We start from the raw sequence: 12,148 nt of genomic DNA, 5'->3' as shown, positions 1-12,148 counted from the left end.
GATCGGGTGGCCATGGGCCAACACGGTTGGTATCCATTACCGGGTCAGGTCTGAGACATTCAGAGGCCGGAGGTAGGAAATGAAAGGCATTATTGCCCGCTCGATTGCCGCGATCGCGGTCGGCAGTCTGCTGGCGGTGGCCTCGTCCGGAGTCGCCGCGGCGAGCGTCCTGGACAACGGCAAGGGCGCCTCGAGCACCCAGGCCGCCGGCGCCAAGGTGCTCGAACTGCGCGACCAGCTCGCCAGGGTCGCCTACGCCGGGGACGTGGCGGGCACGGAGGGCGCGGTCGGCCAGCTCGATCCGCTGCTCACCGATCTCGCCGACGGCAAGCGCTACACGATCCAGTCCGAAGCCCAGGAAACCGCTGGTGTGGCCCGGGATTACAACTCCGAGGTGTCCCGGGTGCTGAAGACGCCGGGCACCGAACCGCGGCAGGTGCCGCCGGTGCCGGGGCTGCCCCCGCTGCCGGACCCGCTGACCCTGGTCCAGGGTCTGCTCCAGTCGCTGCTGACCACGCTGTCGACGTTGCTGGGCAGCCTGCTCGGTGGCGCCGCCATCCCGGCCGTGCCGCTGCCGGTGCCCGCGGTACCCGCCGTGCCCGCACTGCCCGCACCCTGATCCCACCGCAGAACACGCTGGAATCCGACCCGATGAATCGGGGGGATCCGTAATCCCGGCGCGGGAGAAATCCCGCGCCGGGATTACGGTTGTTCAATTCTTCTTCTTGCTCAATCCGAGGCGGAGCGCACCCGCCGCTTCGGCGGTTGCCTCGCGGAAACGGCGGCCGATGCCGAGGAAGTTCACATATCCGTGGATCAGGTCTTCTTGCCGGTGCAGCGCCACTTGCACGCCCGCGGCTTCGAGCTTCTCCGCGTACAGCTCGCCCTCGTCGCGCAGCGGGTCGAAGCCGGCGGTGGCCAGGTAGGCGGGCGGCAGTCCGCTGAGGTCCTCGGCCAGCAGCGGCGACACCCGCACGTCGGTCCGGTCGACGCCCTCGGGTGCGTAGTGGTCGGCGAACCAGGTCATCTGGGCGTCGGTGAGGAAGAACCCGTTGCCGAAGATCTCCCGCGACCGCCGCCGGGTGCTCATGTCCACCCCCGGGTAGAGCAGCAGCTGGAACGCCGGGGCCGGGCCGCCGCGCCGGGTGGTCACCAGCGCGGTGACCGCGGCCAGGTTGCCACCCGCGCTGTCCCCGCCGACCGCGATGCGCGCCGGGTCCGCGCCCAGTTCACTCGCCTTGGCGTACGCGTAGTCGAAGGCCGTCACCGCGTCGTCCGCGGCCGCCGGGAACGGGTGCTCCGGGGCCAGCCGGTACTCCACCGACAGCACCCGCACCCCGGCGTGCTTGGCCAGGAAGCGCGCGGTGTTGTCGTGGCTGTTCCTGGTGCCGACCACCCAGCCGCCACCGTGGAAGAACACCAGCAGGCCGGACGGTTCCGGCAGGCCTTCCGGGGTGTACAGCGTCGCCGGGATGCCACCGGCTTCCGCGGGGATGAGCAGCTCGCGGGTGTGCACCGGCTGGATCGGCTTGCCGCTGACCAGGTGGCGGGACACGTCGAGTTCGGCGCGTGAGCGTTCCACCGACTGTCCGGCGAGTTCGGCGCCGGTGAGCTGCTGCAGCCGGAGCAGCAGTTGCGCGTCCAGCGCCAGTTCCTGCCCGTCCAGCCGGATCGGGCGCCCGGCGATCAGCCGTTTGACCGGGGTCGGCAGGGCGTAGAGGGCCTGGGCCGCGGCGGCTTGCACGCGGATCTGCACGGGCACGGTCATGATCAGCTTCCTCCCGGCCGAGATACTGGCGGTATGAGGCTACTCGTCAGTAGCCCTCGGGGCCAAGCGGCGGGTGTGACGGGGAACTCCGGTGGAATGACTGGTCCTCCAGTTAAGTGGAGGGACTAGCCTCGAATGAGTGAAGGGTGTCAGGCTGGTCGGGGACGGGAAGGCGCGGTGATGGGGATGGCCATCAAGGTGGTGGGCGTCGGCGGCTCGCTGCGGGACGGCTCCCAGACCGAGCGGGCGCTCCGGCTGGCGCTGGCCGGTGCCGAGAGCGCGGGCGCCGAGACCGTCGCGATCACCGGATCCGACCTGGTGCTGCCCTTCTACGACGCCACCGACGTCGACCGCGGCCCGGAAGCCGCCCACCTGGTCGAGACCCTGCGCACCGCCGACGGCGTGATCATCGCCTCACCCGGTTACCACGGCGCGCTGTCCGGCCTGGTCAAGAACGCCCTCGACTACATCGAGGACCTGCGCGGCGACGAGCGCCCGTACCTCGACGGCCGCGCGGTCGGCCTCGCCTCGATCGCCTTCGGCTGGCAGGCCTCGGTCGCCACGCTCGCCCAGTTGCGCACGATCACGCACTCGCTGCGCGGCTGGCCCACGCCGCTCGGCGGCGCGATCAACTCCGCCGAGGTCAAGTTCGACGAGAGCGGCGGCTGTTCCTCCGAGAAGGCGGAGTTCACGCTGCGCACCATCGGCAGCCAGGTGGTGGAGTTCGCGCGGTTCCGCGCCGGCCGCTGATTGATCTTCCGGTGCCGGGGTAACCGGACGGGTGACACCCGTCATGACCCGGCATGCAACTCCGGCCGCCTGGCGTTATACCAGGTGGACACCGGACAACGGAGGAAGGCGACGATGGTCCAGGCGCTCTACACCGCCGAGGCGATCGCCCGCGGCGAAGGTCGCGACGGCGAAGTCACCTCGACCGACGGAATCATCGACGAGACCCTCGCCACGCCGAAGGAACTCGGCGGTCCCGGCGGGGAGCACACCAATCCGGAGCAGCTGTTCGCGGCCGGTTACGCGGCCTGCTTCCACAGCGCGCTCAAGGTCGCCGCCCGGCAGCACAAGGCCGACCTCGGCGACTCCGAGATCACCGCCAGGGTCGGCATCGGCAAGAACGACCAGGGCAAGTTCGAACTGACCGTCGAACTCGACGCGAAGCTGATCGGGATGGAGCAGGGCAAGGCGGACGAACTGGTCGCCGAGGCGCACCAGATCTGCCCGTACTCCAGCGCCACCCGCGGCAACATCGAGGTCAAGGTCACCGCCACCACCACGAAGTGAGAGGACACCAACCCATGGCCAACGCGCCGATCAAGAGTCCGCTCAGCGAGAGCGACAAGGAGGTCACCGGCAACGCGCTGCAGGCGACCCTGGTCGACCTCATCGACCTGTCCCTGATCGCCAAGCAGGCGCACTGGAACGTGGTCGGGAAGAACTTCCGCAGCGTGCACCTGCAGCTCGACGAGCTGGTGGACACCGCGCGGACCTACACCGACTCGGTGGCCGAGCGCGCCAACGCGATCGGGGTCTCGCCGAACGGCAAGGCCAAGACCGTGGTCGCCAGCTCCGGCCTGGCGGACTTCCCGGACAACTGGCAGTCCGACGAGGCGACCGTGGCCGCCATCGTGGACATCCTCGCCGACCTGATCCAGCGCCTGCGCAAGCGGATCGACGAGACCGACAAGAGCGACCTGGTCACCCAGGATCTGCTGATCGAGATCACCAACAAGCTCGAAGAGGCCCACTGGATGTGGCAGGCCCAAGCCGCCTGACCCCCCGGGCCAATGCTATGAGTGGGGCATTACTTGCGTTGATTGCAAGTAATGCCCCACTCATAGCGTTCAGCGGAGGCCGAGGGCCCGCAGGGCGAAGTGCACCTCGATGGAGCTCTGCTTGACCGTCTCCGCGATGACCAGCGAGCCGTGCCCGGCGTCGTAGCGGTAGAACTCGTACGGCGCCGAGCGCGCGTCCAGTTTGTCCAGGTAGTTCTCGATCTGCCGGATCGGGCAGCGCGGGTCGTTGTCCCCGGCCAGCACCAGCACCGGCGCGGCGACCGCGTCCACGTAGGTGATCGGGGAGCACTCGCGGTACACCGCGGGCACGTCGTCGGGGGAACCGCCGAACAGCGCCCGGTCGAACGAGCGCAACTGCTCCATCTCGTCCTCGTAGGCGGCGACGTAGTCCGCCACCGGCACCCCGGCCACGCCCGCCGCCCAGCGCGACGGCTGCGTGCCCAGCGCCAGCAGGGTCAGGTACCCACCCCAGGAAGCGCCGTTGGCCACGCACTTCTCCGGGTCCGCCAGTCCACTTTCGACAGCCCAGTCGTGCACCGCGGCGACGTCTTCCAGCTCGGTCAGCCCGGGGCGGCCCTCGATCGCGTCCCGCCACGCCGAGCCGTACCCGGTGGAGCCCCGGTAGTTCACCTCGACCACGGCGAACCCGGCGTCCAGCCAGACCGCGCGGTACGCGGAGAACCGGTCCTCGTCGGCTGCGTGCGGGCCGCCGTGCAGCGCGAACACCGTGGGCAGCGGGCCGTCCGGCGCGTCGACCGGCCGCGAGACCAGCGCGTGGATGCGCCCGCCGACCCCTTCGACGAAGGCGTCCACCACCGGCGCCGACTCCGGCGAACGCTCACCCGGCGGCGTGAGCAGCACGTTCTCCGCGCCGTCGGCCGTCCGCGCGCGGATCACCGGCGGCTTCGCGGCGTTGGACCAGGAGTACTCGACCGTGCCGTCCGGGCGCACGCCCGCGCCGCCGATCCGGCCCGGCGGGGTGTCCAAAGAGGACAGCTCGGTGGTGGAGAGGTCGTACCGGAACAGGGAACTGCGGCCCTGGTGGAAGTGCACCACGAGCAGGGCGTCGGCCTGCGGGTACCAGCCGGCGCTGACCTCGCCCGGCAGGTCCAGCTTCAACTCGGTCTCGGTGTCCGCGGCGACGTCCCAGACGAGCAGCTCCTCGCGGCCGCGGCGTTCGTGCAGCAGCAGGAGCCGCTGGTCGCCGGACACCGGCGAGAACTCCAACGGGGTCAGGCCCTTGCCCTCGCCGTCCCACTTGTCGGCGACGGCGGTGAAGTCCTCGGTGCGCAGCACGCGGACCGCCGGGTGGCGGGAGTCACCGTGTTCGGAATGTGAGATGGCGACGAGCGTCTCGTCGCGGGACAGCCCGGCCACCCCGGCGTCGTCGGCGTGGCGGTAGAAGGTCCTCGTCTCACCGCCGGTGTGCGCGAACAGCTCGCTGCCGTCGTCGGTGGACACGCCGACCACCACCATCCGGTGCCCGATGTCCAGCCCGGCGGGGTAGCCGTCGTGCACACCGGGGATCGCGGGCGTGGCCGCGCCGGGCTCCGCGTCGAACGGCTGGCGCACCCACGAGCCGAACTCGTCGCCGTCGGTGTCGTTGAACCACCAGATCCAGCGGCCGTCGGGGGAGGGCACGGCGTGCATGGTGCCGTTGGGCCGGTCGGTGACCCGGCGGTGCGCGCCGGTGGCGCGGTCCCAGGCGTAGACCTCCCAGACGCCGCTGGCGTTGGAGACGTAGATGTTGGCTTCGGGCGCGTCGATGGCCCACTCGGGCACCGACATCCGTGGCGCGCCGAAGCGGGCGCGCCACCGCGCTTCGGCCGCCTCGTCGTCGAAGAGCCGGTCGGGGACCTGTGCGGGCGGGTACTGGGTGCTCACGGCTCGATCCTGCCAGCTTGGGCCATCGGGGTGGGGACCCCGGGGTTCGGGAATCTTTTTCGCCAACCGGGGTCGTGCTGGCCGTACTGTGTGCGGGGTGCAGGAGGCATTCGCGCCGGGACGGCCCCCGTTCGAGCTCTCGGAGGTGTCCGCGCGCGTCGGCGCCGAGCGGACGGCGTTCGCCCTGCGCTGGATCAGGCCGGGCATGCGCGTGCTCGACCTCGGCTGCGGTACCGGGGTGACCACGCACGGGCTGGCCTCGGCGGCCGACGAGCTGCGGGTGGTCGGGGTGGACCACGTGCCGGGCCCGGTCGGCGAGACCGCCGGTTACGCGGTCGGCTCGTCCATTGTGGACTTCGTGGCCGGTTCGGAGTACGCGCTGCCGTTGCCGGAGGGCGGTTTCGACCTGGCCTTCGCGCACGGCTTGTTCGAGACGGTGGCCCGGCCGGACGCGGTGCTGGCCGAGCTGTGGCGGGTGCTGCGGCCCGGTGGCGTGCTCGCTCTGTCCACTCCGGACTGGAGCCGGGCCAAGCTGCGGCCGAAGACGGCGAACGTGGTCGCCGCGCTGCGCGGCTACTACCTGCTCCGGCGGCGCGACGGCGGGGACCCCTTCGCCGGTCGCGGGATCGCCGCCGCGGTGGCGCGGGCGGGTTTCGGTGACGTGCGCGAGCACGTGCGCCACCGGGCGGACCTGACCTACCGGGAGCTGTCGCGCGAGGTGGAGAACGGCCTGATCGCCGGGCTGGAGTCGGCCGGGGCGGACCACCCGCAGCTGGCCAGCGCCGCCCGGAGCGCCTGGGTGTGGTCGCGCGGGGGAGACGGCCAGTTCAGCCAGTGCTGGGTGGACGTGGTCGCCACTCGCTAACCAACTATCACCCACACCGGTCAATAAGCAACCTGCGCTGATCGGAGACGTCTCCCTATCCACACGGAGGGAGACAGGGATGAGCGCGATCACAACCGGCCTGACCGCCCTACTGGCCTCGGGGTTGCTGGTGACCCCAGCGGATGGAGGCGCCGTACTCGGCCCGGGCGGCTACAAGTCACTACACCTGAACCAACCCGAAGCCGCCGCGGAGTCGACGGGCCTACTGATCGACAAGGACGCCACGAACAGGTGCCACCTGTACTACCTGCACCCGAACGAGGGCCAAACCAACGTCGGCAGCGGCGTCTTCGCCGACCCCACGATCGGCCTGGTCATGATCGGCGGCACCAGCACCTCGCACACCCCAGAAGGCGTCACCCTAGGCACCCGAGAATTCCAGGTACGCAAGGCATACCCCCACCTGGAACCAGTCCCACCGGTGCCCAACGTGATGCGCACCCCAGTACCGGGCCACCCGGACCGCTACTACCGCTTCGCCTTCGACCAAGGCCGCGTCACCGACTTCGCCCTAGAAGCCGCCAACATGGGCACCTGCTGACCCACCTGCACCCGCCCACGCCCACCCTCACCCCCACCTATGGGGGTCCAGGGGGCTAGCCCCCTGGCGGGGGTCTGGGGGTCCGACCCCCAGAGAGCACAACGTAGTGAAGGCCCTGTGTTCGCGCTTTCTGCGAACACAGGGCCTTCACCTTCACACGTCGGGGTGGCGGGATTTGAACCCACGACCTCCTCGACCCGAACGAGGCACGCTACCAAGCTGCGCCACACCCCGAGGTACTGCTTACTGGGTCGTGGAGAAGTCTAGCGGACGTCGGTACGGGCCTCGCGGCGGGTGGCCTTCTGGGGTTTGGCCGCCTGCTGGTCGCGTGCGACGAGGGTGAGCAGGCTGGCCTCCGGCGGGCAGGCGAACCGGACCGGCGCGTACGGTGACGTGCCCAGACCAGCGGAAACGTGCAGCCACATGTTCGCGCCCCAGCGGGACAGGCCGCGGGCGCGGCTGCGGTCCAGCTCGCAGTTGGTGACCAGCGCGCCGTACCCGGGGATGCGCAGCTGCCCGCCGTGGGTGTGCCCGGCGAGCACCAGGTCGTAACCATCGGCGGCGAACGGGTCGAGCACGCGCGGCTCCGGCGAGTGCGTCACACCGATGCGCAGCGCGGCGCCGCGGTCGGCCTGGCCGGAGATGTCGGCGTACCGGTCGCGGTGCAGGTGCGGGTCGTCGACGCCGGCGGCGAACACCTGCTGCCCGGCCACCTCGATGGTGCGCCGGACGTGGGTCAGGTCGAGCCAGCCGTGCTCGATGAGCGCGGCCCGGAGGTCCCGCCACGGCAGGTGCAGCCCGTGGATGAGCTTCTTGCGGCCCTTGGGCATCAGGTACCGCGCCGGGTTCTTCGGCTTGGGACCGTAGTAGTCGTTGCTGCCGAAGATGAAGATGCCGGGCACCTCCAGCAGCGGGTTGAGCGCGCGCAGCACCGACGGCACGGCCTGGCGGTGGGCGAGGTTGTCGCCGGTGTTGACCACCAGGTCGGGCTTCAGTTCGGCGAGCGCGGCCACCCACTCCTGCTTGGAGCGCTGGCCCGGCACCATGTGCAGATCGGAGATGTGCAGCACCTTCATCGGGCGCGAACCCGGTGCCAGCACAGGGATTTCCTCGGTGCGCAGGGTCCAGCGCCTGCGCTCGATACCGGCGGCGTACCCGAGCCCGGCGGCGCCGACGGCGACCGTGCCCAGTGCGAGGTTGCGGATCCGCTTGCCCTGCTGTCCGTTGTTCCCAGTGCTACCCTGCGTGCTCACGTCATCCACAATACGGTGTCAACGCCCTGCCCGGGTGACGATGTCGTCCAAGCGGCCTATCGGCGGCCGCCGGGACGACTCGACCGCGATTCCTAGTCCTGCCACCTATCGGCGTCCCGCGCGTTCGAACCGCGGGTCGGACGGCGGCAGCGGCAGGGCCTCCTGGCCCTCCAGGATCTTCGACATCGCCCCGAACCAGGTGCGGGCCGGGGTCTTGCCGCCGAACATGGTGCCGTTGCCACAGGTGTAAACGTTCCCGACGCCACCGTCGCAGATACCACCCCGGCCGCCCTCCGGCCGGAACACCATCGCCGCGCCGGCGAGCTGCGGGGTGGCGGCGACGAAGGTGGCCGAGCCGTTGCCCTGGGTGGTGCCGGTCTTGCCGATCATCGGCCGGGTCCAGCCGACGCCCTGCGCCGCGCCCGCCGAGGTGCCCGGCGCGATGTCGTCCTTGCTCATGCCGATCGCCAGCGAGTTCGCCAGCGGCTCCTCGATCACCTGCTCGCAGCCCTGCTCCTTGATCGGGATCGGCTTGCCGTCGCGGTCGAGCACCTGCGCGATCGGCGTCGGCGGGCACCACACGCCGCCGCTCATGATGGTAGCCGCGACGTTCGCCAGCTCCAGCCCGGAGGTCGGGCTCGGGCCGAGGGTGAACGAGCCCTGCCCCGGCGACCGCTCGCTCGGGCCGAAGAAGGTGCTCTGGCTGACGTTCTCGCCGGATTCCGAGGATTCCGGCTTCACCGTGCCACCGCCGAGGTTGCTGGCCATCGTCTCGCGCATGCCGAGCCGGCTGGCCATTTCCACCACCGGCCCCATTCCGGTCTGTTCCTCGAGAATGACAAAACCGGTGTTCGGTGAGGTGGCCAGCGCGTTCTGCAGGCTCATCGAAGCGCCATAACCCTCACCGGCGTTGGTAAGGCAATAGGCGCGGGTACCGCGGGCCACCGTCGGGCACTGCGGACCACCACCGGTGAACACCTTCGAGGTGTAGGAACCCGGGGTTTGAATGGTGCTGTAGATGCCGGAGACACCCTTTTCCAGCGCCGCCGCGGCGGTGAAGATCTTGTAGCTCGAGCCCGCGCCACCGGTGTTGTAGATGCCCGACGGCAGGGCGTACGTGGTTTGCCCGCGACTGGCGTCCGTCCCGTAGTCGCGATTCGCCGCGAGCGCCACCACCTCGTGGCGGTCCTTGCCCGGCTTGATCAACGAAAGCGTGTTCGCGACGTTCTTCTGGTTCTTCTTCACCTGCGTTTCCGCGGACACCTTGGCCTCGTGGTTGGCCTTCTGGTCCATGGTGGTGCGAATGGTGTACCCGCCGGTGTAGAGGTCGTCCTTGGACATTCCGCTCTTGAGCAGGTAGTCCTCGACGTACTGGCAGAAGAAACCGTTCTCGGTACCGGCGCCGGTGCAGTTCGCGGCCGGTTTGGTCGGGGCGCCCTCGACCACGCCGAGCGGTTCGGCCTTGAGCCGGTCGGCGTCGGGGCGGGCCAGTTTCGCGTTGTCCACCATGCGGTCGAGCACCAGGTTGCGGCGCTCGGTGGCGCGCTCCGGGTTCTTCCACGGGTCGAACATGATCGGGTTGTTCACCAGGCCGGCCAGCAACGCCGATTCCTTGGCGTCGAGTTCCTTCGGCGTTTTGTTGAAGTAGGCCTTGGCGGCCGCGCCGATGCCGTAGATCTGCCGGGAGAACTCGACCACGTTGAGGTAGCCGGCCAGGATCTGGTCCTTGCTCATCTTCGTTTCGAGCTGGATCGCGATCCGCGCTTCCTTGAGCTTCCGGGCAATGGAAGCTTCCTGGGCTTTTTCCTGCCCGACCTTGTTGTCCCGGTAGACCACGTTGATCAGGTAGTTCTTCACGTACTGCTGGGTCAGCGTGGACGCGCCCTGGGTGTCCCCGTCGCTGGCGTTGGAGATCGCCGCGCGCATGGTGCCCTTCCAGTCCACCCCGCGGTGCTCGAAGAACCGGCGGTCCTCGACCGAGATCAGCGCGTACTTCATCGCGTCGGAGATCTCGTTCGCCGCGGTCGGGATCCGGTACTGCGAGTACAGCGTCGCGATCGGCTTGCCGTCCTTGTCGGTCACCGTCGTGACCAGCGGCGGAGGGTCGGTGGCGAGATCCGACGACATGCTGTCGACGGTCTCGCTCGCCTGGTTGGAGACCACCCCGGCGGCACCGGCGACGGGGAACAGCACCCCGGCTACCAGCACCCCCGCGAGCAGGCAGAGGCCGAGCAGTTTGAACAGTCCGTCCGCTTTCCGCACGGGCCCCAGCCTACGCGTGCCGCGTGTGGCTCCAGTGACCTCCGCCGGGCGTGTGCAGAGGTAACGAAAGACCACCGGCAACTTGGCGGGGGAACCGATGGCCAATACAGTCCGTCACAACTCACGGAAAGAGCCAACGGATGGGTTAGTCCTCCACCAGGTGGACTAGTCGGTTCGGCGGTACCGGTGGCCAAGGGAGGGCCCCGGGTCGACGTGAGCAGAGGGAGAGCCCGGCTCGCGGCCACCTGGGGGTGTCTATGCTGCACCCCGGGGGAGGCCCGCCTGCGGGGATCGAACAGGTAGGGAGCTTGGGGGCATGGAAAACAACCAGTCGGATTGGCGAGTCCACGCGTCCTGCCGGGACACCGATCCGGACGAGCTTTTTGTCCGGGGTGCCGAGCAGAACCGCGCGAAGCTCGTCTGCATGGGGTGCCCGGTCCGCACGGAATGCCTGGCCGAGGCGCTGGACAGCCGGATCAGCTTCGGGGTGTGGGGCGGCATGACCGAACGGGAGCGCCGCGCGCTGCTGCGCCGCCGCCCGGACGTGGCGTCCTGGCAGGAACTGCTGATGACGGCGAAACGGGAGTTCGCCGGGATCGACGAGGAAGAAGCCGCGCGGGTCGGTTAACCGCCGGCGAGGCGGTCCCCGATGTCACGCAGTCCGTCGAGGTCGTGCACGTCACTCGGCAGTGCGGGCACCCCCACCACGGGGACCCCCGGATGGGCCTTGGTGAACCTGGCCAGCAGCCGCCGCTCGCGCTCGGCCAGCGCCACCCGGTCCGCGTGCAACCGGAGCACGGCCACCGCCAGCGGTGCCGGATTGGCCGCGCGCTCCAGCGAGTCCGCCGCGGCCAGCGCCTTCGGCGCGGACAGCTCGGCCAGCACCGGGTGGGTGCGGTTCGCCACCAGCCCGGCCAGCGGCATGGACTCCTCGGACAACCGCTCGACGAAGTAACTGGCCTCGCGCAGGGCGTCCGGCTCGGGCGCGGCCACCACCAGGAACGCGGTGCCCTGCGAGCGCAGCAGCTCGGCGGTCTTGCGCGCCCGCTCGCGGAAGCCGCCGAACATGGTGTCGAAGGCCTGCATGAACGCCGACGCGTCGGTCAGCAGCTGGCCGCCGATGATCGTCGAGACGGCCTTCGCGAACATGCTGAACCCGGCGCCGACCACCTTGCGCAGGCCCCAGCTGCCCGCCTTCGCCGGACCGGTGAGCAGCCGGATCATCCGGCCGTCGAGCGCGGTGGACAGCCGGGTCGGCGCGTCCAGGAAGTCCAGCGCCGACCGGCTCGGCGGGGTGTCGACGATGATCAGGTCCCAGTCGCCGGTGGCGGCGAGCTGGCCCAGCTTCTCCATCGCCATGTACTCCTGCGTGCCGGAGAACGAGGTGGAGATGGTCTGGTAGAAGGGGTTCGCCAGCAGCTGCTCGGCGCGTTCCGGGCCGGCGTGCACGCGCACCATGTCGTCGAAGGTGCGGCGCATGTCCAGCATCATCGCCCACAGCTCGCCCTTGGGCTCGAAGCCGTCGACGCTGACCTGCCGCGGGTGGTTGCCGAGTTCGCGCAGGCCCAGCGCCTGGGCCAGCCGCCGGGCCGGGTCGATCGTGAGCACCACGGTCTGCCTGCCGCGTTCGGCCGCGCGCAGGGCCAGCGCGGCCGCGGTGGTGGTCTTGCCGACGCCGCCCGACCCGCAGCAGACGATCACGCGGGTGTTCTCGTCGTCGATCAGGGCGTCCATGTCCAGCGTCTC

12 protein-coding genes and 1 tRNA gene are annotated in these 12,148 nt (G+C 70.0%); 7 read left to right on the top strand and 6 right to left on the bottom strand.

All coding sequences use genetic code 11. The annotated features are described in order from the left end of the window. The first annotated feature begins 79 nt into the window (after positions 1 to 79). Positions 80 to 619, top strand: coding sequence for a hypothetical protein (locus JYK18_RS09750; RefSeq protein ID WP_206801775.1), 540 nt, complete (start codon positions 80 to 82; stop codon positions 617 to 619). Positions 620 to 712: 93 nt separating this feature from the next. Here the strand turns inward: JYK18_RS09750 and JYK18_RS09745 are convergent, their stop codons facing one another. Then, positions 713 to 1,768: an alpha/beta hydrolase gene (locus tag JYK18_RS09745; protein ID WP_206801774.1), complete on the bottom strand. Its 1,056-nt coding sequence runs from the start codon at positions 1,766 to 1,768 to the stop codon at positions 713 to 715. A gap of 186 nt (positions 1,769 to 1,954) precedes the next feature. On the opposite strand from JYK18_RS09745, the gene JYK18_RS09740 reads away from it, so the two are divergent. The 3 genes from JYK18_RS09740 (at position 1,955) to JYK18_RS09730 (ending at position 3,555) form a co-directional block, all read left to right on the top strand. Continuing rightward, a complete protein-coding gene (locus tag JYK18_RS09740; RefSeq protein WP_242579043.1) occupies positions 1,955 to 2,518 on the top strand; it encodes an NADPH-dependent FMN reductase in 564 nt (187 codons plus the stop codon). A 114-nt stretch (positions 2,519 to 2,632) separates the two neighbouring features. Beyond that, positions 2,633 to 3,064 (top strand): organic hydroperoxide resistance protein, encoded by a 432-nt coding sequence (locus JYK18_RS09735; RefSeq protein ID WP_206801772.1) that lies wholly within the window; start codon positions 2,633 to 2,635, stop codon positions 3,062 to 3,064. Between the two features lie 14 nt (positions 3,065 to 3,078). Next, a complete protein-coding gene (locus tag JYK18_RS09730) occupies positions 3,079 to 3,555 on the top strand; it encodes a Dps family protein (RefSeq protein ID WP_206801771.1) in 477 nt (158 codons plus the stop codon). Positions 3,556 to 3,624: 69 nt separating this feature from the next. On the opposite strand, the gene JYK18_RS09725 is transcribed toward JYK18_RS09730, so the two are convergent. Beyond that, a complete protein-coding gene (locus tag JYK18_RS09725; protein ID WP_206801770.1) occupies positions 3,625 to 5,460 on the bottom strand; it encodes a prolyl oligopeptidase family serine peptidase in 1,836 nt (611 codons plus the stop codon). A gap of 97 nt (positions 5,461 to 5,557) precedes the next feature. Here JYK18_RS09725 and JYK18_RS09720 point away from each other — a divergent pair, with 97 nt between their 5' ends. Together JYK18_RS09720 and JYK18_RS09715 are read left to right on the top strand one after the other, a co-directional pair. Further along, positions 5,558 to 6,325, top strand: coding sequence for a methyltransferase domain-containing protein (locus JYK18_RS09720; RefSeq protein WP_307795841.1), 768 nt, complete (start codon positions 5,558 to 5,560; stop codon positions 6,323 to 6,325). A 79-nt stretch (positions 6,326 to 6,404) separates the two neighbouring features. After that, on the top strand, positions 6,405 to 6,887 hold the full coding sequence (locus tag JYK18_RS09715; protein ID WP_206801768.1) for a hypothetical protein: 483 nt from the start codon (positions 6,405 to 6,407) through the stop codon (positions 6,885 to 6,887). 160 nt (positions 6,888 to 7,047) lie between these two features. On the opposite strand, the gene JYK18_RS09710 is transcribed toward JYK18_RS09715, so the two are convergent. From JYK18_RS09710 to JYK18_RS09700, 3 genes are all read right to left on the bottom strand, one after another. Then, a tRNA-Pro gene (locus tag JYK18_RS09710) sits at positions 7,048 to 7,121 on the bottom strand. A gap of 29 nt (positions 7,122 to 7,150) precedes the next feature. After that, entirely contained in the window at positions 7,151 to 8,077 is a 927-nt protein-coding gene (locus JYK18_RS09705; protein WP_242580236.1) for a metallophosphoesterase, read from the bottom strand. Between the two features lie 168 nt (positions 8,078 to 8,245). Then, entirely contained in the window at positions 8,246 to 10,402 is a 2,157-nt protein-coding gene (locus JYK18_RS09700; RefSeq protein ID WP_206801767.1) for a transglycosylase domain-containing protein, read from the bottom strand. A 316-nt stretch (positions 10,403 to 10,718) separates the two neighbouring features. Between JYK18_RS09700 and JYK18_RS09695 the strand changes: the two genes are divergently transcribed. Beyond that, positions 10,719 to 11,030, top strand: a complete 312-nt coding sequence (locus JYK18_RS09695) for a WhiB family transcriptional regulator (RefSeq protein ID WP_206801766.1) — start codon at positions 10,719 to 10,721, stop codon at positions 11,028 to 11,030. Here JYK18_RS09695 and JYK18_RS09690 read toward each other — a convergent pair. Beyond that, on the bottom strand, positions 11,027 to 12,136 hold the full coding sequence (locus JYK18_RS09690; protein WP_242580233.1) for an ArsA family ATPase: 1,110 nt from the start codon (positions 12,134 to 12,136) through the stop codon (positions 11,027 to 11,029). The genes JYK18_RS09695 and JYK18_RS09690 overlap by 4 nt on opposite strands. Positions 12,137 to 12,148 lie beyond the last annotated feature (12 nt).

This window comes from Amycolatopsis sp. 195334CR (assembly GCF_017309385.1).
GTDB lineage: Bacteria > Actinomycetota > Actinomycetes > Mycobacteriales > Pseudonocardiaceae > Amycolatopsis.
The sequence above is the reverse complement of the archived record's forward strand: the minus strand, read 5'-3'. Positions and strand labels throughout refer to the sequence as shown.

Coding starts and splice junctions, on each gene's coding strand:
- JYK18_RS09745 (WP_206801774.1), bottom strand. CDS start 1,768: ATGACCGTGCCCGTGCAGATCCGCGTGCAAGCCGCCGCGGCCCAGGCC.
- JYK18_RS09735 (WP_206801772.1), top strand. CDS start 2,633: ATGGTCCAGGCGCTCTACACCGCCGAGGCGATCGCCCGCGGCGAAGGT.
- JYK18_RS09690 (WP_242580233.1), bottom strand. CDS start 12,136: ATGGACGCCCTGATCGACGACGAGAACACCCGCGTGATCGTCTGCTGC.
- JYK18_RS09730 (WP_206801771.1), top strand. CDS start 3,079: ATGGCCAACGCGCCGATCAAGAGTCCGCTCAGCGAGAGCGACAAGGAG.
- JYK18_RS09750 (WP_206801775.1), top strand. CDS start 80: ATGAAAGGCATTATTGCCCGCTCGATTGCCGCGATCGCGGTCGGCAGT.
- JYK18_RS09695 (WP_206801766.1), top strand. CDS start 10,719: ATGGAAAACAACCAGTCGGATTGGCGAGTCCACGCGTCCTGCCGGGAC.
- JYK18_RS09740 (WP_242579043.1), top strand. CDS start 1,955: ATGGCCATCAAGGTGGTGGGCGTCGGCGGCTCGCTGCGGGACGGCTCC.
- JYK18_RS09715 (WP_206801768.1), top strand. CDS start 6,405: ATGAGCGCGATCACAACCGGCCTGACCGCCCTACTGGCCTCGGGGTTG.